The organism is Cystobacter fuscus DSM 2262 (assembly GCF_000335475.2).
Lineage (GTDB): Bacteria > Myxococcota > Myxococcia > Myxococcales > Myxococcaceae > Cystobacter > Cystobacter fuscus.
Genome location: NZ_ANAH02000011.1, coordinates 364,923 through 387,791, shown reverse-complemented (window position 1 = coordinate 387,791; position 22,869 = coordinate 364,923). Strand labels below are relative to the sequence as shown.

23 protein-coding genes are annotated in these 22,869 nt (G+C 70.2%); 14 read left to right on the top strand and 9 right to left on the bottom strand.

Annotated elements, in window-relative coordinates; genetic code table 11:
• Nucleotides 1-38: 38 nt before the first annotated feature.
• Nucleotides 39-914 (bottom strand): SRPBCC family protein, encoded by an 876-nt coding sequence (locus tag D187_RS21880; protein ID WP_002622771.1) that lies wholly within the window; start codon nucleotides 912-914, stop codon nucleotides 39-41.
• A 212-nt stretch (nucleotides 915-1,126) separates the two neighbouring features.
• On the opposite strand from D187_RS21880, the gene D187_RS21875 reads away from it, so the two are divergent.
• Both D187_RS21875 and D187_RS21870 read left to right on the top strand, forming a co-directional pair.
• Complete coding sequence (locus D187_RS21875; RefSeq protein ID WP_155893500.1) at nucleotides 1,127-1,771, top strand: hypothetical protein; 645 nt, start codon at nucleotides 1,127-1,129, stop codon at nucleotides 1,769-1,771.
• Nucleotides 1,772-1,784: 13 nt separating this feature from the next.
• Nucleotides 1,785-2,351, top strand: a complete 567-nt coding sequence (locus D187_RS21870; protein ID WP_002622769.1) for a hypothetical protein — start codon at nucleotides 1,785-1,787, stop codon at nucleotides 2,349-2,351.
• Here D187_RS21870 and D187_RS21865 read toward each other — a convergent pair.
• Nucleotides 2,341-3,000, bottom strand: a complete 660-nt coding sequence (locus D187_RS21865; protein ID WP_002622768.1) for a hypothetical protein — start codon at nucleotides 2,998-3,000, stop codon at nucleotides 2,341-2,343. The two genes, D187_RS21870 and D187_RS21865, sit on opposite strands and share 11 nt — an antisense overlap.
• Before the next feature lie 125 nt (nucleotides 3,001-3,125).
• On the opposite strand from D187_RS21865, the gene D187_RS21860 reads away from it, so the two are divergent.
• The 4 genes from D187_RS21860 to D187_RS21845 all read left to right on the top strand — a co-directional run bounded on the left by D187_RS21860 (nucleotide 3,126) and on the right by D187_RS21845 (nucleotide 7,166).
• The gene (locus tag D187_RS21860; RefSeq protein WP_002622767.1) at nucleotides 3,126-4,196 is read left to right on the top strand and encodes a ketopantoate reductase family protein; all 1,071 of its coding nucleotides are present in this window, start codon (nucleotides 3,126-3,128) and stop codon (nucleotides 4,194-4,196) included.
• Nucleotides 4,197-4,244: 48 nt separating this feature from the next.
• Entirely contained in the window at nucleotides 4,245-4,922 is a 678-nt protein-coding gene (locus D187_RS21855) for a lytic transglycosylase domain-containing protein (RefSeq protein WP_081713793.1), read from the top strand.
• A 58-nt stretch (nucleotides 4,923-4,980) separates the two neighbouring features.
• Complete coding sequence (locus D187_RS21850) at nucleotides 4,981-6,600, top strand: vWA domain-containing protein (RefSeq protein WP_002622765.1); 1,620 nt, start codon at nucleotides 4,981-4,983, stop codon at nucleotides 6,598-6,600.
• Nucleotides 6,601-6,674: 74 nt separating this feature from the next.
• Entirely contained in the window at nucleotides 6,675-7,166 is a 492-nt protein-coding gene (locus D187_RS21845; RefSeq protein ID WP_002622764.1) for a hypothetical protein, read from the top strand.
• On the opposite strand, the gene D187_RS21840 is transcribed toward D187_RS21845, so the two are convergent.
• The gene (locus tag D187_RS21840; protein ID WP_043430952.1) at nucleotides 7,167-7,910 is read right to left on the bottom strand and encodes a glucosamine-6-phosphate deaminase; all 744 of its coding nucleotides are present in this window, start codon (nucleotides 7,908-7,910) and stop codon (nucleotides 7,167-7,169) included. It abuts the gene before it with no gap.
• Between the two features lie 210 nt (nucleotides 7,911-8,120).
• On the opposite strand from D187_RS21840, the gene D187_RS21835 reads away from it, so the two are divergent.
• Nucleotides 8,121-9,158, top strand: a complete 1,038-nt coding sequence (locus tag D187_RS21835) for a 6-phosphofructokinase (protein ID WP_020918194.1) — start codon at nucleotides 8,121-8,123, stop codon at nucleotides 9,156-9,158.
• A gap of 130 nt (nucleotides 9,159-9,288) precedes the next feature.
• Here the strand turns inward: D187_RS21835 and D187_RS50210 are convergent, their stop codons facing one another.
• Together D187_RS50210 and D187_RS21825 are read right to left on the bottom strand one after the other, a co-directional pair.
• Entirely contained in the window at nucleotides 9,289-10,062 is a 774-nt protein-coding gene (locus D187_RS50210; protein WP_245591781.1) for a type VI immunity family protein, read from the bottom strand.
• Between the two features lie 278 nt (nucleotides 10,063-10,340).
• Complete coding sequence (locus D187_RS21825) at nucleotides 10,341-10,940, bottom strand: hypothetical protein (RefSeq protein ID WP_155893498.1); 600 nt, start codon at nucleotides 10,938-10,940, stop codon at nucleotides 10,341-10,343.
• A 789-nt stretch (nucleotides 10,941-11,729) separates the two neighbouring features.
• Between D187_RS21825 and D187_RS21820 the strand changes: the two genes are divergently transcribed.
• From D187_RS21820 to D187_RS21805, 4 genes are all read left to right on the top strand, one after another.
• The gene (locus D187_RS21820) at nucleotides 11,730-12,662 is read left to right on the top strand and encodes an HD domain-containing protein (protein WP_002622759.1); all 933 of its coding nucleotides are present in this window, start codon (nucleotides 11,730-11,732) and stop codon (nucleotides 12,660-12,662) included.
• A 105-nt stretch (nucleotides 12,663-12,767) separates the two neighbouring features.
• A complete protein-coding gene (locus D187_RS21815) occupies nucleotides 12,768-14,258 on the top strand; it encodes a YcaO-like family protein (RefSeq protein ID WP_002622758.1) in 1,491 nt (496 codons plus the stop codon).
• Between the two features lie 91 nt (nucleotides 14,259-14,349).
• Nucleotides 14,350-15,186, top strand: coding sequence for an aldose epimerase family protein (locus D187_RS21810; protein WP_002622757.1), 837 nt, complete (start codon nucleotides 14,350-14,352; stop codon nucleotides 15,184-15,186).
• Nucleotides 15,187-15,195: 9 nt separating this feature from the next.
• Entirely contained in the window at nucleotides 15,196-16,401 is a 1,206-nt protein-coding gene (locus tag D187_RS21805) for a threonine synthase (RefSeq protein WP_002622756.1), read from the top strand.
• A gap of 56 nt (nucleotides 16,402-16,457) precedes the next feature.
• Here the strand turns inward: D187_RS21805 and D187_RS21800 are convergent, their stop codons facing one another.
• On the bottom strand, nucleotides 16,458-17,375 hold the full coding sequence (locus D187_RS21800; protein ID WP_043431101.1) for a hypothetical protein: 918 nt from the start codon (nucleotides 17,373-17,375) through the stop codon (nucleotides 16,458-16,460).
• A 326-nt stretch (nucleotides 17,376-17,701) separates the two neighbouring features.
• Here D187_RS21800 and D187_RS21795 point away from each other — a divergent pair, with 326 nt between their 5' ends.
• Together D187_RS21795 and D187_RS21790 are read left to right on the top strand one after the other, a co-directional pair.
• Nucleotides 17,702-17,944: a hypothetical protein gene (locus D187_RS21795; protein WP_002622753.1), complete on the top strand. Its 243-nt coding sequence runs from the start codon at nucleotides 17,702-17,704 to the stop codon at nucleotides 17,942-17,944.
• 218 nt (nucleotides 17,945-18,162) lie between these two features.
• A complete protein-coding gene (locus tag D187_RS21790; RefSeq protein ID WP_162159670.1) occupies nucleotides 18,163-18,729 on the top strand; it encodes a DNA-binding transcriptional response regulator in 567 nt (188 codons plus the stop codon).
• A gap of 62 nt (nucleotides 18,730-18,791) precedes the next feature.
• Here D187_RS21790 and D187_RS21785 read toward each other — a convergent pair whose 3' ends face one another.
• Complete coding sequence (locus tag D187_RS21785) at nucleotides 18,792-20,012, bottom strand: hypothetical protein (RefSeq protein WP_002622751.1); 1,221 nt, start codon at nucleotides 20,010-20,012, stop codon at nucleotides 18,792-18,794.
• Between the two features lie 111 nt (nucleotides 20,013-20,123).
• Nucleotides 20,124-21,704, bottom strand: a complete 1,581-nt coding sequence (locus D187_RS21780; protein ID WP_002622750.1) for an FAD-dependent oxidoreductase — start codon at nucleotides 21,702-21,704, stop codon at nucleotides 20,124-20,126.
• Between the two features lie 87 nt (nucleotides 21,705-21,791).
• Between D187_RS21780 and D187_RS21775 the strand changes: the two genes are divergently transcribed.
• Nucleotides 21,792-22,442 (top strand): TetR/AcrR family transcriptional regulator C-terminal domain-containing protein, encoded by a 651-nt coding sequence (locus D187_RS21775; RefSeq protein WP_002622749.1) that lies wholly within the window; start codon nucleotides 21,792-21,794, stop codon nucleotides 22,440-22,442.
• A 104-nt stretch (nucleotides 22,443-22,546) separates the two neighbouring features.
• Here the strand turns inward: D187_RS21775 and D187_RS21770 are convergent, their stop codons facing one another.
• A complete protein-coding gene (locus D187_RS21770; protein ID WP_002622748.1) occupies nucleotides 22,547-22,864 on the bottom strand; it encodes a hypothetical protein in 318 nt (105 codons plus the stop codon).
• Nucleotides 22,865-22,869 lie beyond the last annotated feature (5 nt).

The following is a 22,869-nucleotide window of genomic DNA, read 5'->3' as shown; positions in this document are numbered from 1 at the left end:
CGCCATGGCAAGCCAACGCGCGCGCGAGGAACCGCTGCCTAACGAGGCGTTCCCGCGTCACCCGGCGCGGGCGGGGGCACGGCGGCACCGGCATCCCCTGGCGAGGAGCCGCCCGTCGAGCCCTGCGCGGGCTGCTCCGGGGCGGACACCCCGCCCCCATCGGTGGGCGACGTCGGCGCCGTCACGACCTGGTCCGCGGCGAGCACGGGCGGCGTGCCCCCCGGGGACGGCGTCGCGGTGGGCTCGGAGACGGGCGCGGACACCGTGGGCTCGGCGGGGGGGAGGACGGGCGGAGCCGCGATCACGGGAGAAGCGCCAGGAGCATCGGGGAGAGCGGACGGGGTGGGCCCGGCCCCGGCGGGTGTCTCCCTGGAAGGGGCCACGTCCTTCGACGACTCCGCCACCTGCTTGAGACGGGCGAGGCCCTGCTCGAGGCCAGCGCCCAGGCGGGAGCGGATGAAGGGCGCGAGGTAGCGCCGCAGGGGACTGCGGCCGAGGCTTCCCTCATCCACCCACGTCACCTGGGTGCCCCCTTCCGCGGACGCGAGGGAGATGCGGCCCCGCGCGGAGAACCGGCCCCCATCCAGCGACGCTTGATAGGCCACGCCCGTCTTCGGGTCCGCCTCGGAGAGGGAGAGCGTGCCACGGCCCAGGGAGCCCCCCTCCCAGGTCCGCACCGAGCCCGCGCCCAGTTCCGGCCCTCCGAACATCCACTGCCCACCGGGGTAGCGCTCCGCGTTCCAGGGAGTCCACTCCCCCCAGTGCCGCGGTTGGGCCACCTGGGCGTACACCGCCTCGGGAGGGGCGAGGATGAGCAGCGAGCGCTCGACACGGTACGTCGTCGGCAGCAACAGGCCAATGACGAGCAGGAGCCCCAGCAGGCTCGCGAAGGCGATGAGGATCTTCTTGGGCATCGAACGATTCCGGGCAGCGGGTGCACCCGGATGGCGCACCGTAGCAGAACCCACCTCCCGCCCGAACCCTGTCCGCCAGGGCCCCCCGCGAATTCCCGCACGGGCCTTCTCTCCCTCATCGGGCTCGCGAATAATCCGTCCCCCCTGCTCCGGCGATGCTCCCCTTCCCTTCCTCCCACAAGGCCTTCCCCCTCCCCCGCGGACTGCTCCCGTTGCTGCTCCTGGGCCTTCCCCTGGGCAGCGCGTGGGCGCAGGAACCGGAGGACGAGGACCCACCGCCGGAGACCGAGCTCACGCGGCCGGCGCCCACTCCCGTCAGTCCCGACACCGAGCCCGAGTGGAAGACGCGCTTCGGGGCGAGGCTGTTGGCGGGTGCTCCCGATGGCACGGGGGCCGCGCTGCTCATCCACCCGAGGTCCTGGCTCCGGGTGCACGCGGGAGCGGCGAGGAACAGCCTGGGAACCGGCGTGCGCGCGGGGGTGGATCTGCTGCCCGCACGACTGCTCGTCTCGCCCGTGCTGGGACTGGAGTATGGGCACACCTTTCGCGCGGACTACGAGCGGCTGCTCACGCGGCTGCACGGCCAGCCCACCACCCCCGTCACGGGCATCCGCCAGGTGGATTACGACCAGGTGAACCTCAGCGTGGGACTGGAGTTCTCGCCCTGGCGCCACGTGACCTTCTTCGGTGGCGCCGGCATCAGCTACTGGTTCCTCGGGGTGAGCGACGCGACGGCCTTCATCCGCGAGGCGGAGGCGCAAGAGGGGCAGGAGGAGCCGTCGCTCACCGCCAACCCCCTGCTGCTCAACCTCTCCACTCCCGTGGTGAGGCTCGGCCTCATCCTCTACTTCAACTGACGGGGTGTCCCGCGTGCCCGCCCTTGCCCGAGCCCTCCTGCTGACCACCCTCGCGCTGCTCGCTTCCGGCTGCCGGAAGATCGCCGACACCTTCTTCGTGGTGACGGCCGAGACGGATCAGATCTGCCAGAGCGAGTCCGGCGTGTCGTTCTCCGGTGCCGCTCCGGGCCAGGAGACGCTCGAGCGCACCCTGGAGGTTCCCCTGGGGCAGATCGGCCAGGACCTACCCGCGGGACGGGTCGACACGGACTTGTCCTTGCAGTTGTTCACGCTCGAGGTCACGGGCGGGGACGCGGACCTCAGCAAGCTCCAGACGGTGAAGGTCTCGCTGCGCCGACAGGGCTCGACGGAGCTCATCCGGACGCTGCTGGAGTACAGCCAGCCCTCGCAGGCGTTCTCCGAGAAGCTGCTCGCCCTGCGAGCGGTGGAGGCGACGAGCGTGCCGGATCTGGCTCGGGACGAGCGGCTGGAGCTGGTGCTCGAGGCGCGCGGCACCCTGCCCGCCCAGGCGTGGACGGCGAACCTCCGGGCATGCGTGGGGGTGCGCGCCGAGGTGCACGCCTTCAAGTTCATCTTCTGACGCCCGCGCCCAGCCGGTGCGCCACCCACTCGCGCGCCCGGGTGTTGGCCTGGAGCAGGTGGTCGAAGTGCCCGGCCTGGATGCGCCGCACCAGCACCTCGTCGCGGGCGATGAGGTCGGCGGCGTCCCAGGGAAAGGTCCGGGGCGGAGGCAGATCCGCGCTGTCGGCCGAGGAGGAGGGAGCTACCTCCAGGTAGCGCGCGTAGGTGGCGAGGAACCGGTCCACGCTCGAGGCCACGGGGATGGCGTACAGCGACTCGTACACGTCGACCCACACCACCGGCTGCAGCCCCTCGGCGTCCGCCAGCTCGGGCACCGTGGCGTAGCAGTAGGCCAGCCGGTCATCCTTGGCGAACACGAGCAGCGAGCCGAAGGGCTCCTCCCAGTCCCGGCGCCAGTGGGCATTCACCCGGTGCAGATCCGGCCGCCGCTCGTGCCGGAGCGGCAAGAGGAACAGCTCACCGCGGATCCACAGGTAGCCCGCGCGCGAGTGGATGGCCGCCAACTGGGGATCCATCGGCTGCCCGGCCACGGAGTCCTCCGCGCGGCGGCTCGGGGCCAGGGGCGGCTCCAACTTCAGGGGGTGGGCCCGGATGAGACAGATCTCCAACAGGCGCTCGAAGCCGGGCAGCTCGATCACGGACGGCATGACGGGATTCTCCTCGGAGGGGTGTCCTCGGCGGTCACTTCACTGTAGATGACTGCGAAGGTCATGTCACGTACCGAGCCGAAGCACCCCCGGACCGGAGCGGCTCGTGGTAGGCAGCGGGAGCCATGGACTCCACGCGAACCGCTCCTCGAATCCTCGTCGTCGGCTGTGGTGGCATCGGCGGCGTCCTGCTGTCACGGCTGCTGGAGTCGGGCCGACAGGTCTCCGCGGTGGCCCGCCGCGAGGAGATCGCCCAGGTGCTGCGCACGCGCGGCCCGGTGCTGCGCGACACGAAGGGCGAGCGCACCGTGCGGGGAGCGCTGGAGGTCTTCGTCCAGCCGCCCACGCAAGGGGCCTATGACTTCCTCCTGCTGGCCACGCCGCCCACCGGGGTGGAGGAGGCGGCCCGGGACACGGCGCACCTGCTCGCGCCCGGCGGCGCCATGGCCGTGCTCCCCAACGGGCTGTGCGAGGAGCGGGTGGCGGCCCTCGTGGGCGAGGAGCGGGTCATCGGCACCATCGTCGCCTGGGGTGCCTCGTCACCGGCGACGGGCGTCTACGAGCAGACGGCCGTGGGCGGCATGGTGCTCGGCACGCTCCGGGGCGAGCCGGATGCGCGCCTGGAGCGCCTGGCCGAGGTGCTGCGCGCGGTGGGTCCGGTGGACTTCACCCCCAACCTGCGCGGCGCGCGCTGGAGCAAGCTGGGCATCAACTGCGCCATCTCCACCCTGGGCACCGTGGGGGGCAGCCGGTTGGGTCCGCTCCTGCGCCACCGCTTCATCCGCGAGCTGGCACTGGAGATCTTCACCGAGGTGGTCCAGGTGGCGCGCGCCGAGGGCGTGAAGCTGGAGAAGGTGGCCTCCTCGCTGGGGCTGGACTGGCTCGCGCTGAGCGACTCCGAGCGGCACGCATGGGGCTCGCCGTCGCTGGTGCTCAAGCACGCGGCCCTGCTCGCCGTGGGCCTGCGCTACCGCCGGATGCGCTCGTCCATGCTGGCGGCGATCGAGCGGGGGCGCGAGCCCCCCGTGGACTTCCTCAATGGCGAGGTGGTGCGGCACGCGCGCACGCATGGCCTCGCGGTGCCGGTGAACGAACAGTTGCTGGAGGCGGTGCACGCCATGGCCCGACGGCAGCTCACGCCCGGCGTGGAGACGCTGCGCCGCATCCACGAGCGGACACGTCCGAAGAGGTCCTGACGGGCCGGAAGTTGGACGGGACACCGGGGGGCCCGTAGGAAGGAAGGCGTGCGGCGCAAACGGGCCAACAGGGCCAACAGGATTCCCTGGGTGAAGGTGGGGCTGTGCGCCCTGGTGCCGCTCGTGCTGCTCAACCTGGCGGTGGCCTTCTTCGGCGACACCACCGTGTCCCCCCTCTCGGTGTCCTTCCTCTCGGAGAAGGCCCACGCCCTGGCCGCCTACGCGCGCCACCGGCCCCAGTGCCTGCTCGAGGGACACCCCGAGCTCGAGCCCCTCATCCGCGACAGCGAGCGGCGCCACCACCTGCCCCCCGGCCTGCTCGAGGCGGTCGTGGAGGTGGAGTCCAACACCCAGGCCCACCGCATCTCCCCCGCGGGCGCCATGGGCCCCGGCCAGCTCATGCCCTCCACCGCGAGCCTCATGCGCGTGGAGGATCCGTTCGATCCGGCGCGAGCCCTGGACGGCAGCGCGCGCTACCTCGCCGAGCAGCTCGCGCGCTACCGGGGCAACGTGACGCTCGCGGTGGCCGCCTACAACGCGGGCCCCGGCAACGTGCGCGGCCGCGTGCCCGTCAACGGCGAGACGGAGTTCTACGTGAAGAAGGTGCTCGCCGCCTACGCGCGCCACCGGCCTCCACCGCCTCCTCCGGCCAGCGTGAAGCGCCAGGCCCGTCCGGTGAGTTCCACCGCGCGCCATCCTCCGGGTGACCGACCCTCGGCCGGTTGACCGATCTCCGCCGGATGACCGACGCGGCGAGCAGGCGAAGCGTGCGATCTCCGCATGCATGAACAAACGCTCGAGCCTCGCGAAGCGCGTCGTCGTCCTGTGCATGGGAACCCTGGTGGTGGGCGCGGGGGGGGTCACCCTCTTCGGCAACAACCTGCGCAAGCTCATGGGCGCGAGCGCGGAGTCCCTCGCGGGCAACGACCTCGAGTACGCCCCGCCCCTGGCGCGCAAGTCCCTGCGCAACTTCGGCAGCAACAGCGAGGAAGGCGGCACCTACGCCCCGGTGGCCGGGAGCGGGCGCGCCGTGGCCGGCTCCACCCACTCCGCCGAGCGCCCCAACCCCTTCACCCGCGCGAGCGAGGATCGCCTCTCCACCTTCGCGGTGGACGTGGACACCGCCTCCTACACGCTCTTCCGCCGCTACGTCACCCAGGGCAACCTGCCTCCGCCGGAGTCCATCCGCGTGGAGGAGTGGGTGAACTACTTCCGCTACCGCTACCCCTCGCCCACGGACGGTGACTTCCGCGTGGACCTGGAGGGAGCGCCCTCGCCGTACACGCGCGGCCGGCACCTGGTGAAGGTGGGGCTGCAGGGCCGCACCATCGCCAAGAGCCAGCGCAAGCCCACGCACCTGGTCTTCCTGGTGGACACCAGCGGCTCCATGAACTCCGCGGACAAGCTGCCGCTCGCGCAGAAGTCCATGAAGCTGATGGTGGACGGACTCAACGAGACGGACACCGTGGCGCTCGTCACCTACGCGGGCAGCGTGCGCGACGTGCTGCCCCCCACCCCGGCCTCCGCGCGCGACACGCTCTTTTCCGCCATCGACTCGCTCAGCGCCGGGGGCGGCACCGCCATGGGCAGCGGGCTGGAGCTCGCCTACCGCCACGCGGCGCGCCACGCCCATCCCCGGAACGTCTCGCGCGTCGTCGTCCTCACCGATGGCGACACCAACATCGGCGCCCGCAGCCCGGACGCCCTGCTCGAGAGCATCCAGGGCTACGTGCAGGAGGGCGTCACGCTGTCCACCATCGGCCTGGGCATGGGCAACTACCGGGATGACCTGATGGAGCGCCTGGCCAACAAGGGCAACGGCAACAGCTTCTACATCGACAGCGAGCGCGAGGCGCGCCGCGTCTTCCAGGAGCGGCTGGCCGGCACGCTGGAGGTCATCGCCCAGGACGTGAAGGTGCAGGTGGAGTTCGACCCGGAGGCCGTGCGCGGCTACCGGCTGATCGGCTACGAGAACCGCGCCATCGCCGACCGGGACTTCCGTAACGACAAGGTGGACGCCGGGGAGATTGGCGCCGGCCACACCGTCACCGCCCTGTACGAGGTGGATCTCACCGGCGAGGGCTCGCGCGTGGCCACGGTGCGCGTGCGCTCCAAGCGGCCCGGTGGCGCGGAGGCCGCCGAGCAGACCTTCCCCCTGGAGCGCGCGAGCCTGCACGCCCACCTGGACGAGGCCTCCTCCAACCTGCGCTTCGCCGCCGCCGTGGCGGGCACCGCGGACATCCTCCGGGGCGCTCCCGAGGCCCGGGAGTGGAGCCTGGCCACCGCCGAGACCCTCGCCGAGGAGTCCGTGGACGGCCAGCCGGATCGCTCCGAGTTCCTCGGCCTGCTGCGCCGGGTGCGCGAGTGGCACACCGCGTCCGTCGCCCGAAGCACGCCCTTCTGAGCATAAGGAATGGAATTGCCTCAAAACAGGAATTCTTGTATCAGCCTGTCATTCCTCGGGATGGAGTTCGCATCATGAAGAGCGTGGCGCTGGCGGTGGGTTCGATGTGGCTGATGATGGGCTGTGGCGGCGCGGAGCTGGACGCGGCGTCGTCGGAGCAGGCGGGCGCGATCGAGCAGCGCGGCGGCACGACGTCCTACGCCACTCCGCCCACGCCCACGACGGGCACGCAGACCTACACCCGCACCGGGCTGACCGCGGCCAACTGCACCGTCACCCAGCAGATCGGCCGGTCCCTGGACGGCACGAAGATGTACTCCTATTGCGTGACGACCTGTAAGGACAAGACCGCCATCAACATGCACAACACGCTCTACAACCGGGATCTCCCGGGGCAGATCGTCTGCGGCTCGCCGACGGCGGGCGGGCTCGACCGGACGAGCCAGAGCGTGGAGTGCAGCGGCCCCTACACCCCGGGCGGCTACTCGGACTCCTGCTTCGTGGACATCTACTTCAAGAACAGCGGCCAGTACGCCAGCGGCACCACGCCGTACTGGCAGTTCTGATCAGGCCGCCGAGCCCTCCAGGCCGTGCCCGGCCTCGGGATCCACCCACACCTCCACCTGCCCGTGCAGTTGCAGCAAGGACGCCGGGCAGTGCGAGGTGATGGGGCCGCGCACCATCGCCGTCACCGCCGCCGCCTTGTTCACCCCGAAGGCCAGCAGGATGACGCGGCGCGCCTTGAAGAGCGCCCCCATCCCCAGCGTGAGCGCCGCCATGGGCACTCGGGAAATCTCATCCCCGAACATGGGCGTCATGGCCTGGCGCGTCTCGCGCGACAGCCTCGCCCGGTGGCTCGCCGCCTGGAGACTGTCCCCCGGCTCGTTGAAGGCCACGTGCCCGTTGGACCCGATGCCCAGGAGCAGCAGATCGATTCCCCCCGCCGCCTCCAGGGCGGCGTCGTAGCGGGCGCACTCCCACTGGGCCTTCTCCGCGCTGCCGTCCAGGAAGTGCACGCGCTCCGGGACCAGGTTCACGTACTGGAAGAGATGGCGGTCCATGTAGGCGCGCAGACTGCATGGGTCGTCCGGCGGCAGGCCGAGGAACTCGTCCAGGTTGAAGGTCGTCACCCGGGAGAAGTCCAGCTCCCCGCGCTGATGGAGCGCCACCATCTGCCGGTACACGTTGAGGGGGCTGCGTCCCGTGGGCAGACCGAGCACCAGGGAGGGCTTCTCACGGACCGCCGCCGCGACGTGAGCGGCACAGGCGGCGGCAGCTTCCACTTCCGAGGAGAAAACGCGGACGTTCAAGGAGGAAGGACCGGGGCCTGGGGAAGGGCTCCAGCATAGCGCCCACCGAGTCCCCCGTCACCCATCGCATCGGGCGAGGCACCCTCGGCGGGGTGGGTAGGGTCGGCCCGGGTCCCGCCCCCCCGGGGCTGGTGGCCCCCCCCTCGGACGGGCGAATTCACCTCAACTTCGAGGATGACTCGCGCGGGAGGTGAGCTAGAAGTCGCGTTCATGAAAGTCGCCGTTCTCACGGGCGGGGGTGATTGCCCCGGCCTCAACGCGGTCATCCGCGCTGTCGTTCGCCGCGCGAGCGCCCATGGTTTCGAGATGATGGGCCTGCGCGATGGGTGGAAGGGTCTGCTCGACGACAACCACTTCCGTCTCACCCGGGAGACCACCTCGGGCATCCTCCACCGGGGTGGCACCATCCTGGGCACCTCCCGCGTCAACCCGTTCAAGGTCGAGAACGGGCTGGAGCGCGTCAAGCGCGCCATCGAGCGCAATGAGATCCACGCCGTCATCGCCATTGGCGGTGAGGGGACGCTGTCGGCCGCCACGCGCATGTCCCAGGAGGGCGTGCGCATCGTGGGCGTGCCCAAGACGATCGACAACGATCTGAACGGCACGGACTTCACCTTCGGCTTCGACACCGCGGTGGGCATCGCCACCGAGGCGATTGATCGGCTGCACTCCACCGCCGAGTCGCACAAGCGCGTCATCGTGTGCGAGGTGATGGGCCGGCACGTGGGGTGGATCGCCACGTACGCGGGCCTGGCTGGCGGCGCGGACGTGATCCTCGTGCCCGAGGTGCCCGCGGACCTGGAGCGCGTGGCCGAGCACATCAAGCACCGCCACGCCTCCGGGCGTACCTTCTCCATCGTCGTGGTGGCCGAGGGCACGCGCATCAAGCTGTCGCACGAGGGCCAGGAGCAGCTCATCACCTCGGGCGCGCTGGACGAGGCGGGCCGGCCCCGGCTGGGAGGCGTGGGCGCCCTGCTGGCCAATGAAATCGAGCGGCGCACGGGCTACGAGACGCGCGTGTCGGTGCTCGGCCACATCCAGCGTGGCGGCGCGCCCACGGCGCATGACCGGGTGCTCGCCACGCGCTACGGCGTGCACGCCTGCGACATGGTGGCCCAAGGCGAGTTCGGCAAGATGGCCGCCCTGCGCGGCAATGAGATCGTCAGCGTGGACCTGTCCGAGGCCACGCGCGAGCTCAAGAAGGTGCCGCAGGAGTTCTTCCAGGTCGCCCAGGTGTTCTTCGGCTAGAGCGGACGGCCGGGCGGGAACATCCGAGGAGGGCCAGGCAACTGGCCGCCAGGAGGACTCGCCCGCCCCCCGTGGCTCCGGGCCCCGAGCGCGAACGCGGAGGGGCACGGCATCCGCTCACGGAGCCGGCTCAGTCGAGGAAACGTCTCCACCAGCGCCGTGCCTCGTCCTCGGTGAGCAGGAGCGAGGTGTAGCGCGTCTGCCCGGCGACCTCCCCGGAGGGGCGCAGGACCAACGGCTCGAGCCAGGGCTCCAGCACCTGGGCGAGTTCACGATACGCGGGAAGGCTCTTCCCAACGGACAGGTCTCCCACCTCCGGTCGCTCGCCCAGGGAGACCACGGCGCGCTCCTCGTCGAGCGCCACCACGGTCGTCTCCGAGGACCGCAGCCGGGAGCGTAGGGCGTTCGCGCCGCCGAGCTGGGTGAGGACGTGAGGACCGAGGAAGTTGAGCCAGTGGACGCCATCCACCTGAAGGCCCATCCACTCCTCGCGACGCCAGGCATCCCGGAGATCCAGGCCCGGGTAGCGCAGGGGCCCGACGCGCAGGGCCTCATCCTCTCGCGGAAGCCACCAATAGAGCCGCAAGGACAGGCCCGCGTGACCCGAGGCGAAACGCAGTTGGGAGGCCATGTCGAGCACCAACTGGCGCACGGGCCCCGGCCCCTGCCGTTCGAGGAATTCGGTGGGAAGCGTCGCCGTGAGCAGGCTCACGGATGTTGGCTCGGGATCGGGCCGCCACGGAATGCGGGCCTTGTATTCGAGCTCGTAGCCGTTCCGGCTGCCAGAACTCCCCGTGAACAGGAGCCCCCGCTCGAAACCTCGCTTCTCGATTTCCCTCTGCTTCCAGTCCTCGTAATCGTCCGGGAAGGACCAGCGTCTGGTGTTGTGGAGAAGAAGGCGCACCCATCCCCATTGTTCCGCGGTCAAGGCGGAGCCCTCGTCATGGGAAAAGCTAACATAATTGATGGTCTTGGGTCCCTCCCCCACGGCGCGCATGTAACAATCGATGGCATGACTCACCCCATGTGAGATGTCAGGGTGATCGTACGGCAGGTAGAAAACGATGCGGAATACGTCACGCGCGAGCAATCGTCGCCGGGGGCGCTGAACTCCTCCAGGGCACATCAGCACCCGAACCTCGGGAATACCTCGGAGGCGGAATCGGGGGTAGCCGTTCGCCATCACTTTCCCTCGTACGGTTTGATCCCGCTCGGTGTCACGAGGCTCACCCGGCAATCCTTGGAGAGGCGCATGTAGCTTTCCAATTGAGCTACCACCCCAGGAGAACGCATCGGCTCAAGCCTATGTCTTTCATAACAAGGAAACTTGAACTCCAAGACACACTGAATATTGGTGGCATTCCGCGTGGCATGCACCACGAGATCCGGCTTGAGTGAATTGGCCTTGTTGTTGGTAAGCACGACACCATTGACCTCGGGCTCCCCTTTGTAGCGCGGCTCGGTGGAGAAGTTACCGCGGATTGTCCGCGGTAGACGGTCTCTGATGCAGGCGAAGGCGGCGGCATGTTTCAGGAGTCCGAGTTCCTGGGCGAGGGTGACCTTCTCGCCCTGCTCATCGATGCGCAGGGTCCGGCCACACTCCGCGTCGCTAGGGAACTTCCCATTCTCGAATTTGAAGCCCCCTTTCTGCTTCTGGTAGGTCTCGTTGACGTCGGCATGAGCCTGGGCGACGCACTGCTCCACGACGGCTTCGACTTCGGCGAACTCCGCCTCGGTGAGAAGCCGTTCAACGGTGAGCAGACCCTGAACGGTCTCGGCCACCTGGACAACCTTCTCCACCACCGGACCAAGCCGAGTCACCGTGGGCGCGACGAACTCGCCGGTGCTCGCATTGACGGGGGTGGTGCAAGCCGCACCACAGGATTGGTTGAATCGGGAGTACCCACTGCCAAGCGGTCCACTCCAGGATTGCTGGGGTTGGATGCGAACGGCCACCGTGGAGCAGGAGAAGCAGAAGGACACCGTGGCCGCGGTGGCGAGGAGAAGCCACGTAGGCAGCCCCTTCCGAGAACAGGTTGGTCCAAGTCGTGGAAAGAACACCGTGCATCCCTCGAGTGCGTATCCCAGGTGAATACCCTCGATTACACGAACCTGGTTCCCGTCCGTCAAGCCGGACATGCGCATGTGCGCCCCTCTGATCGCGCGACCACGAGCAGGCCCCCACGCTCCGAACTCGCGAAAAGACCCTTCGTGCCGTCCGCTTTCACACCTTGGGACCACCCCGCGGGACAGAATGAGCGGAGCCCTCGTTTGACTTTCAGACCCGGACCTCGTCTCGAGGAGCCGTATTGGTTTCCAGGGCTTGTGACATAACGAAGACGTGCCAAATCATTGCCCACGCCCCCGGGAATGACCCAGTGATAGGGACTCACCTGAACGCACCTCGCCTCGAAAGCGTGGCGTCCGTTCCGGCCAGGGAAGCACAGGGGGCGCTCGTGCAGTGACCACAGGGGGGACAGGCACATGTCTGGGATGGAGCGTCTGGGAGTCGCATGGGTCGGTCCGGGTGGAACCGTGGCGACGACGGTCATGGCGGGGATGAGCTAGGCCATGGAGAACCCCGCGCTGGAAGTGGCCCCGGTGCTCAACCGGCTGGCCGGGCTGCGCTCCCTCTTGTGCGAGCTGGTGGCCCTCAAACGCGTGCACACGCCCGAGCAGCCCGACGGGCTGGCGGCCCACGGCTTCCGCCGGGCGTGGGCGGCACTCGTCTCGGGCGAGGATCCGGCCATCCTGGCGCTGCGCGAGACGGCCCTCGCCCTGAGCGCCGTGCGGTTGGGGGGAATGGACTTCGACGTCCTGCGCCGCGTCGGCCTCTCCCCCGAGCAGATCCTGGGAGTGCTGCGCCGTGGCTTCGAGGCCGCGACAGCACCCGTGGACGCGGGACTGCGCGATCGGCTGCGCACCGCGCTCGCCGGGGCCTCCACGTGGGTAGGCGCCGAGCCTCCCGCCTTCGTGGAGCGTCTGGTGCGCCAGCCGCGGGCCGGTCCCACCCACGCCAACAAGCAGCGGGTGGTGCTCCTGCCCGCGGAGAGCCACGCCGACCACTGCTACGTGGTGGCCGTCACCGCGGTGCTCGTCTCGCCCCTCTTCGGGGCGGATCCCACCAGGCCCTTCGTGGCCGCGTTGAGCCACCACCTCTCCAACGCCGTGTTGCCCGACGCGGGCGGCCACGGGAACCGGCTGCTCGGGGAGCACCTGGCGCCCCTCATGGCGCGCATCACCGAGCAGGTGCTCGACACGCTCCCCTCCGGGCTCGCCCTCCGCGTGCGTGAGGCGCGGCGGCTCCTCCCCCATACCGACACGCCCGAGGCCCGCGCCTTCCATGCCGCCAACACGCTGGATCGGCTACTGGAAATGGAGGTGCACGCGCGCGCCGCGGGCTTCACCCCGCGACAGGCGCTGGAGGACCTGGAGTTCATCCAAGACGGGCCCATGCGGGCCTACGAGAACGCGGTGCTCGCCGCGGTGGGCCTCTCCCCCTGAGCACAACCCTGGAGTCGTGCGGACCCGCGCCCAGGCCCTGGCCCCGTTCGACCGGCTGCTGTCGGGCGAGCCGCACACCCGGCCCCTTGCCCTGAAGGAGTTGTCATGAGCGCGAAGAAGAGTCTGCAGGAAGCGTGTGAAGCCTACCGCGCGGCCTTTCCGCCCGGCGAGTTGGAGATGTTCCGCGCGGATCCCATCGATCGCGTGGGCATCCCGGCGGTGGCCGCGAGCCTGCGGCTGAAGACCGGCACGCAGTTCGCCACCCATGGTCACGGCGCCACCCAGGATGAGGCCGAGGCCGGCGCGCTCGGGAAGCTGGCCGAGAGCGTCTTCACCGAGACCGCGCTCCGGGCACACGCACGCGAGAAGGGCACCTACCGCGAGCTGGCGCGCACCCGCGGTCCCTCCGGCGTGGTGGATCCGCTGAAGCTGTGCCTCCCCGCGGGCAGCCCCTACCACGCGGACATGGAGCTGACGTGGGTGACGGTGACGCGGCTGACCACCGGGGAGAAGGTGCTCATCCCCGAGGAATGGGTGGCCACCAGGAGCGGGCAGCTCGAGGGCCGCACGCCCCTCATCCCCCCCATCACCCACGGCCAGGGCGCGGGCCTCACCCACGAGCAGGCCCTGACCCACGCCATCCTCGAGCTGTTCCAGCGCGACGGCAACGGCCTGCGCTCCCGCGCGCTCGATCAAGGCGTGGTGCTCGACCTGAAGGACGCCGCCCTCGGCCCCGAGCTCCAGCTGCTGCTCGCTCACTACGAGCGCGTGGGCATCGAAGTCATTCCGAAGCTGGCCTGCACGGACTTCGGGCTCGTCGGCCTGTACGTGGTGGGTCGCGACCCGGCGCTGCGCGACCAGCCCATGGCCCTCACGGCGTGCGGCGAGGCGGCGGACCTGGATCGAGAGTGGGCGCTGCGCAGGGCACTGCTGGAGTACGCGGGGTCGCGCACGCGCAAGGCCTTCGCCCACGGTCCCCTGGAGCTGGCGGAGAAGCTCGCCCCTCCGGGGTACATGAACCGCTTCCTGCCCTACCTCGAGCTGGAGGACGAGGAGCCCCGCGCCCTGCAGGCCATGGCCGACTGGACCCAGCTCTCCGCGACCCAGATGCGCTCGCTCATGGAGCAGCGGGTGCTCGCCGAGCGCGGCCGGGTGCCCTTCGCCTCGCTGCCCACCAGCCCGAACCCCGGCGACGCCCGGCAACGCGGCGACGTGCTCGTGCGCAAGCTCACCCAGGCGGGCTTCGACATCCTCGTGGCGGACATGTCGCCCACGAACCACTCCGTCGTCTCGCTCAAGGTCATCGTCCCGGGGCTGGAAGGGGAGACGATGAGCGACCACCGCATCGGCGAGCGCGGCGTGGCGAAGCTGCTCGCGCGACAGGATCCACTCGCGGGCCTGGGCAAGCCGCCCGAGGGCGCCCAGCGCGTGCGCCTCACGCCGGAGGCCGAGGAGCGGCTCGGAGGCCCCGCCTGGTTCCACTCGCGCCTGGCGGAGGCCATCGTCGGCCGGCTCTACGCGCTCTACCGCGAGCCCGAGCGCCATGCCGCCCAGCTCATGCCGCGCCGGCGCCGCCACGGAGGCGCCCCGTCGTGAGCCCGCGGTTGGACCGTCCTGACATGTGGGAAGCACTTGGCCCACGGGCCCCGTGAATCCCCGCGGCACCTGGGGTAGGACGCGCCCTCCCATGCAGGAGGAGGACACGGTGCTGCTCAAGGATGGCGACTGCGTCGCCGAGATCGTCCCGGAACGTGGAGCGCTCGTCAGCCGCTTCACCGTCGGAGGGGAGGAACTGCTCTTCCTCGACGCGAGCACCCTGGCGGACCCCGGCAAGAACGTCCGGGGTGGCATCCCCGTGCTCTTCCCCTCTCCCGGAGTCCTTGCCGGGGGTACCTACCCCGCCGAGGGCCGCGACTACACGATGCGCCGCCACGGCTTCGCCCGGGACCTGGCCTGGGAGGTGCGTCACCGGGAGAACGCACGCGCGGAGCTCGTGCTCGGACACTCCGAGCAGACGCTGCGCGAGTTTCCCTGGCGCTTCGAGGCGCGCCTCACCGTGACGCTCTCGGGCGGCGCGCTGCGCCTGGACTTCGCCGCCGAGAACCTCGACACCCGGCCCATGCCCCTGCACCTGGGCTACCACCCGTACTTCCACGTGCCCCAGGCGAACAAGGCCGTCACGCGGCTCGACACGGACGCCACGCGCGCCTGGGACAACCGCACCGGGGCGCCCGCCACCTTCTCCGGCCTGGACCTCACCGGCACCGAGGTGGACATGCACCTGCTCGACCACTCCCGGCCGGGCACCACGCTCCATCGCGGCCCCGGGCTGCGGCCGGTGGTGTTGTCCTGGAGCGAGAGCTTCACCACGGTGGTGGTGTGGACGCTCACGGGCCGCAACTTCGTCTGCGTGGAGCCGTGGACGGCGCCCGGCGGCGCGCTCCGCACCGGCGAGGGGCTGCTGAGCGTGGCCCCCGGAGCCACCTTCTCTTCCGAGTTCGAGATCCGCGCCGGAAGGGAATAAGACACGGCCATGTCTTTCCTCTCCCATCTCGAGTGCTCGCGCTGCCACCAGACCCATGACGCGGACCGGCTGCAGAACCTGTGCACGTGCGGTGGTCCGCTGCTCGTGCGCTATGACCTGAAGGCCGTCGCCCGCGCGGTGCGCCCCGCGAATCTCGCCGGCCGCGTGTCCTCCCTGTGGCGCTACCGCGAGCTGCTGCCGCTGCGCGATGACAAGAACCTCATCACGCTCGGCGAGGGCATGACGCCGCTGTTTCCCCTGCCCCGGCTGGGCGCCTCCGTGGGCCTGCCCGACCTGTGGTTGAAGGACGAGGGGCTCAACCCCACCGCCTCGTTCAAGGCGCGGGGCGCCGCCACCGGGGTGAGCCGGGCCAAGGAGCTGGGCGTCACCGCGCTCGCCATGCCCACCAACGGCAACGCGGGCGGCGCCTGGGCGAGCTACGGCGCGCGCGCGGGCATCTCCGTCACCCTGGTGATGCCCACGGACGCGCCCGCCATGAGCGTGCTGGAGGCCACGGCCGTGGGCGCCCACGCCTATATGGTGCGCGGGCAGATCACCGACGCGGGCGCCATCGTGGGCCGCTCGGCCAAGGCGCACGGCTGGTTCGAGGCCGCCACGCTCAAGGAGCCCTACCGCATCGAAGGCAAGAAGACGATGGGCTACGAGATCGCCGAGCAGCTCGGCTGGAGCCTGCCCGACGTCATCCTCTACCCCACCGGCGGCGGCGTGGGCATCATCGGCATCTACAAGGCCCTCCTGGAGATGCGCGAGCTGGGCTGGTTGCCGGACAGCGTGCGCTTTCCCAAGCTCGTCGCCGTGCAGGCCGAGGGCTGCCAGCCCATCGTGAAGGCCTTCCGCGAGGGCAAGGACGTCTCGGAGAAGTGGGAGAACGCGTCCACGGTGGCGCAGGGCATCCGCGTGCCCAAGGCGCTCGGGGACTTCCTCGTGCTCCAGGCGGTGCGCGAGACGGGTGGCACCTGCGTGGCCGTGTCCGACGCGGACACGCTGTGGGGGCTCGAGCAGATCAGCCGCCAGGAGGGCGCCTTCATCTGCCCCGAGGGCGCCGCGCTCGTGGGCGCCGCGCGCCAGCTGCTGCGCGAGGGGTGGTTGGACGCGGGCCAACGCGTGCTCCTGCTCAACACCGGCGCGGGCATCAAATACCCGGACGTGATGTCGCCGAAGCTCCCCATCCTGGAGCTGAACGCGACCCTGTAGAGCCCCCGCCCAGGAGCCTCCGAGTCCCTCCGGCGGGACTCGGAGGGAAAGGTGCGTCAGAAGGCCCGGTTCACCGCGTAGGCGGCGATCTTGTGCTCGGCCTTGTAGGTGTTCGGGCCGGGGATGCCATCGATGGGACCGGTGTAGCCGAAGCTCCGGCCCACCGTCTGGACGCGGCGCCAGTAGATGGACCCGGGAACCCCATCCTCCTGCGCGGAGGTGCGGGGCGTGCCCCGGTTGTTCAGCTCGCGCGCGGTGATTCTCACGCGCACCTTCTCCGTCTGGGGCCCCGTCACGCCATCGATGGGACCGGTATAGCCAAAGTCGCGCCGGCCCACCGTCTGGATGCGCTTGTAATAGATGACGCCCGGAATGCCGTCCTGCTCGGTCGTCGTCTGGGGCAGGCCCCCGCCACCGCCGCCCCCCGGAGGCGTTCCACCCCCCGCGATCCGGCCCCCCGCGTAGTCCATGGACCAGCCGAGGTACTGCGCACCCGCCACGCTCGTGTAGCCGGAGACGCTGTTGACGCCGATGGCGTCTCCCCACGACTGGGCGAGCTTCCGGGTGGCCATGAAGACCGTCGAGCCTCCGCCATTGAGGTCGGCGCCGACATGGCCGTAGGCCCCGATGTTCCACCAATGGAAGGCGCCGGTGGGCGCCTGCGCGGGGTCCCTCGAGAGGATCGTCGAGGCCCGGTAGGCCTCGATGGCGGAGGGCCGGACGGCGGAGTCGGGCAGCTGGCCAAAGCGCACCATCAACGAGCCACACCACTGGTCCCACGTCCCGCCGTCCCGCTTGGGATTGGCGGCGGCGAACGCCCGCGCCCGGTCGTAGATGGGCGAGTTCAGCTCCGAGGCGAGCGTGCTCGTCTCGGACGCGCCGGACTCCACCTCCTCCAGGGTTCCTCCACACGAGGCCAGCACGAGACCCGCCGACAACAGCGCGGTGTTCCACCTCATCCGAGTCGAATTCATCGAGAGCATTCTCCATTCTCGGAAAAAGAGGTGTCGGGGTTTCCATGTGGTTCGGCACGGCACAAAGTGGGACATTGCGTCAGCACATCCGCTGACGCGGTGGCCGGCCCGTGCCACGGGAAAGTTTCCCGCGTGGGCATGTTTGTCTTCTCCCCGAGCCGGCTCGGGAATCGAGCAGCCGGGGATTCCCCGAAGACTTGGGCGGCGAGGTATGCGAGAACGGCGGGCTACCGCGAACGGGACCGGGAAGCGGAAGACCCGGCCGGTGCACGGGGCGGCGGAGGTGTCCGCCCCGCGGACAGAGGCCCCTCGGGAGGAAGTCGAGCATGCAGCTTCGGACGATGGCGTGGATGAGGGTCGCCCTGAGCGCGCTGGGCCTGTGGGGGACGGCCTGCGCCTCGGTGGACCTGTCATGCCGGGAAGACCAGGACTGCCTCGACTCCGAAATCTGCCACCCGGACGAGCAGGAGTGCGTGCGGCGCTGCGCCACGAGCCTCGACTGCTACGAGGCGCGGCCGAAGTGCCTGGAGATGGGTTCCTCGAACAACACGAGGATCTGCCAGGCATGAGCAAGGACCTGGACCTCCACCGCTCGCCTGGCCTCCGCGCCTTCCCCCGGACCACGGGCACCGCAAGCGCCCTCCGGCCCCTCGGAAGGAGTAGGAGCATGAAAGCGGTGTCTTCCACCTTTTCTGGACCCACGTAGAATGGCTGGGAGGACAACCCAATGCCGATGAGCAGCACCCCGACGGCTCCGCTCCCCTGGCGCCCCGATCCATTATCCTGGATGGCCGCTTCCCCTCCCGGGCTTCCGGGCGCGGGGGTGCGTCCGCCGACCGCGTCGAGCGGGCCCAGGACCGAGGGGCAGGGCCAGCGGCGCATCCTGGTGGTCGACGATGACCCGGCCATCCTCAAGGTCTGGCGCCGGGTGCTGGGGACCCGCACCGCCCCCTCGTCGTTGGATCACCTGGAGAAGAAGCTCTTCGGGGCCACCCCGCCCGCCGCGCCCGCGGACGCGGGCTTCGCCATCGACACCGCCTCGCAGGGCATGGAGGGCTACCAGAAGGTCATCAGCGCCCTGGAGGAGGACCGGCCCTACACGTTCGCCCTCGTCGACATGCGCATGCCGCCCGGCTGGGACGGGCTGGAGACCATCCTGCACATGCTGGAGAAGGACCCCCGGCTGGAGGTGGCCATCTGCAGTGCCTTCTCCGACATCTCCCGGGATGAAGTCGCCCAGCGCGTGGGCCGCTCGGATCTGCTGTGGATCCGCAAACCCTTCGAGCTCGAGGCCGCGCGCGACCTCGCCCGGAAGTTGAGCGAGCAGGGCGTACACCGGCGCCAGACGCGCTGAGCACCTGGGCGGGCCTCGCGGCGTGAACGCGCCGCGCCCGGGCGCTCCCCCTCCCTCGGAACTCAGCGCTTGGACGGAGCGGGCGGCGGGGACGGCTTGCGCCCGGGGGTGGCGGGCTTGTTGGAGGAAGCGGCGGTGACGTTCGTGCGCGCCGGTGTCTTCGTCTCGGGCTTCGGGGCCGGGGGAAGCACCGCGGGGCTCGCCGCCAGCACCGTCTTCACCGACTCGCGCAGCTCGCCTCGCACCACCTCGCGCACGTCCGCGCGCACCGCCTCCCGCACCTCGCGCCGGATGAGCTCCTGGAGCTGCTCGCCCTGGAGCGCCGTCTTCAACTCGGCCCGGACCAGGGACGTCATGTCCTCCTGCAGCTCGCCGCGCAGGCCCTTCCTGAAGTCCGTCTTGAGCGACGTGTCCAGCCCCTTCACGTCCGCGTGGATGGGGTCCAACGCCTTGCTGATGCCCTCGAGCGTGGCACCCGTGACGGCGCGGATGAGCTGCTGGGTGCTCTCGCTCTGGCTCTGCAGCTCCGTCTTGAACGAGCCCAGCGCGTCACGCATCACCCCGAGCGAGGCGATCTCCCGCTTGAGCTCCTCCAGCTCCTCGGCACGCGCGTCCAGCTCGCCCTTCTTCTGCTCGAGCTTCTCCTGGGTCTCGCGCAACAGCATCGTCTGCTGCGAACAGCGCGCGTCCACGGAGAGCAGGTTGGCGTAGGTGCCGCCCGTCACCTGGCACATGGACAGCGTCTCCTGCTCGTCGAGCAGCACGAGCGAGACGCTCAGCGCCACCAGGACGACGGTGAGCATGGACACGGCGGCCCCCCGCGTGATGCTCAGGCTCAGGCCCTGACGCTCCAGCCAGCCCTTGCGCTGCACGCCCAGGGTGCCCGCCAGCGAGATGACCACCAGCGACAAGAGCGACAGCATCTTGCCCGGGGAGATCTCCAGCACCAGCCGGGAGAGCAGCTGGACGGACTGCCACGTCGAGCCCTTCTCGATGTCGAGTTCGGTGCGGGCGCCGCCCTGCTGCGCGGTGCCCCAGGTGGGCTGGGTCACCATACAGCGCCCGCGCATGTCGCTCGCCCACCGGGGCTCGGTCTCCGCGAGCGGGGTGCTCGGGCACAGACTGAAGATGTAGTTCGTGGTGCCGGTGCTGAACGCGTGGTGCATCCGCTGGCGCTCGGAGGACTTCGAGAGGGCCCACCTCCACGTGTAGCCGAGGGCGGCGATCGCCAGGACGAGCGCGACCCAGGGCAGGGCCTGCTTCACGAAGTTTCGCGGGGACATCGGGTGGACTCCTGAGGGTGGCACGAGAGGATCGTCCAAGCGCCGCCAGGAAACAACGTGCCCTCCTCACCACTGTCTGTCGGACATCGGCACGGGGAGCACCCACACCGCTCACCCGGAGGCCACGGCTCCCCGGCGGAGCGAGGGAGCAAGCACCCCGGCGAGGTAGTCATCCACGCGCTCCGTGCCAAGGCCCGGCGTGACGAGTCCGAGGTAGCCATCCGGGCGCACCAGCACGAGCGCGGGGCCCTCGAGGTCATACCCCCGGCGCGCATGGCCGTGGGTGTCGACGAGGACGTGCCTCCCCGAGCCTCCTCCCGGTGGCACCACGGCGCGCACGCGCACCTTCGAGCCATACCGCGCCTCGAGCCCGGCGACGGTGTCTCCGGGGAGGGAGCCAAAGGCCAGCAGCGTGAAGTGCGGTCCGCGGAACACGTCGAACAAGCGGATGGGATTGCCGGTGGCATCGTGGCAGGGCGCGTCCGGGGCGCGGTCTCCCGCCTCGACGCGTCCCCTCACGGAGCGCTCGTCCCGGGAGAGGGGACCTTCCCGGTAGTGCAGCCCGAGCTGCTGCGTCTCGGCGTCGCGCTGGGGGGCGTTCGCATCGCTCCGGACTCCGCGCTGATGCAACCGCGTGCTGAGGCCGAGCACCTGGGCGGCGACGGGCAGCCGCTCCTCCTCATAGGTGTCCAACAGGGCCTCCGGGGCGCCCGCGAGCACCTCGCCCAGCTTCCAGCCCAGGTTGTGGGCGTCCTGGACGCCGGTATTCAGGCCCTGCCCACCGTCCGGCGGGTGCACGTGCGCGGCGTCACCGGCCAGCAGCACCCGGCCCACCCGGTAGCGCTCCGCCAGCCGGATGTTGGTCCGGAACACCGACAGCCAGCGCACCCCGTGCAGCCGCAGGTCCGAGCGGCCGGACCTCGCGTTGAACAGCCGCTGGACTCCCTCCTCCGACTGCTCCGGCACCTCGCCGGGAGCCAGCGGGGCCATGAGCTGGAAGACGTCCGTGCCGGCCAGCGGGCACAGGCCCACCTTGAGCGTGCGCGTCTCCAGCTCCGACCACATGTGCCAGGACTCGCGATCCAGCCCGTCGACATGGAGGTCGGCGATCAACATCCGGTCCTCCTCGCGCGTCTCTCCCTCGAAGGGCACCCCGAGCCGCTTGCGCACGAGGCTGCGCCCCCCATCGGCGCCCACCAGGTAGAGCGCCCGGACCCGCTCGGGTGCGCCCTCCGGGGAGACGAGCGTGGCCGTCACCCCCTCGCCGTCCTGCTCGAACGCGCTCAACTCGGTGGCGAACTCCACCCGCCCGCCCAGCGCGGCGAGCCGCGCCCGCAGCGCCTCCTCCATCAGGTACTGCGGGAGCATCAACGGGAGGGGATGGGGCACGTCGGGCGAGGGCTCCCGGTGCTCGTGCATGAGGCCCTTCCACACGACCTGGCTGCCCTTGTAGGCGTGCAGCGGCGGATAGGGCGCCGCGCCCAGGGCCTTCACCCCATCGAGCACGCCCAGGTCCTCGAGCACCTCCAGGCTGCGTGGCTGCACCCCCTTGCCCCGCGAGCCCGCGAAGGGGGTGGCCACCTTGTCGATGACCCGGCAGGCCACGCCCCGCCTCAGCAGATCACACGCCAGCGTGAGCCCGGTGGGCCCCGCACCCACGATGAGAACCTGAACCGTTCCTTGATGCGCCATGTGCCTCTCCCTCGGCCAATTTAACGACGTTAAGTGGTAATTTAACGTCGTTAAGCTGTCAAGCTCGCGAGCCGGAGGAGAAGCCAGGTGGCGACGCGACTGGACCGAGCACGGGTGGTGGAGACGGCGCTGCGGGTGCTCAACGAGGTGGGGCTGGAGGGGCTGACGCTGCGGAAGATCGCGGGCGAGCTGAACGTGCAGGCCCCGGCGCTCTACTGGCACTTCAAGAACAAGCAGGAGCTGCTCGACGAGATGGCCACCACGATGCTGCGCGAGCAGCTCGGAAAGGCGAAGCCCGCGCAGCCCCAGCGCGGCTGGGAGGAGAACCTGGCGGAGATGGCCCGGGGCATGCGGCGGATGATGCTGGGCTATCGGGACGGGGCGAAGGTGTTCAGCGGCACGCGGCTCACCGACGGCACCATCTACGAGACCATGGACGCCTTGCTGCGCGGGCTGGTGGATGCCGGCAGCTCGGTGCGCGACGCGGTGTGCGGCTTCTCCACGGTCTACAACTACACGGTGGGCTTCACCATCGAGGAGCAGGCGGTGCAGCCGATGCCGGGCGAGCGCGACCCGGGCTACGACGTGGAGCAGCGGGCCGAGCGCATCGACGGTGAGCGGCTCCCGCTCGCCCGGGCGGCGGGCGAGGAGCTGTTCACGGGGTTCGACGATCGCTTCGAGCGGGGCCTGAAGCTCATCCTCCGGGGAATCGAGGCGGGCCTGTCGGCCTCCTCCTAGTCCGTTCCCGAGGGGAAGCAGAGGACGGCGCGGGTGGATTGGGCCGGGCTGCTCCGCAGGATGTTCGCACTGGGTTGGGAAGGCGCATGAATCGAGCCAGGGATTCACCCGATGAAGACACTGGCGATCTCCTCGGGTTTCACCTCGTCGAGGGCTTCGAGGATGAAATCGATACGTTCCAGGAGTGCTGCCTTCCTGGGATCGACCGACAGTGCGGCGCGTAACTGTCGGATCTCATCGACCACAATGGGCAGGTCTTCCACGTCCACGGGGCTTCCGGTGCGGAACAGCGGTAACCATTGGAGGCCGAGCTTCCTCGCCATGGGGACCCACTCGGTGCTGTACACCCCCTGGGCGGCCACCGGGATATAGAGTTCCTCCCGGTCTGGTGCCTTGAACTCAATGAGGATCGCCACGGACATCAGGA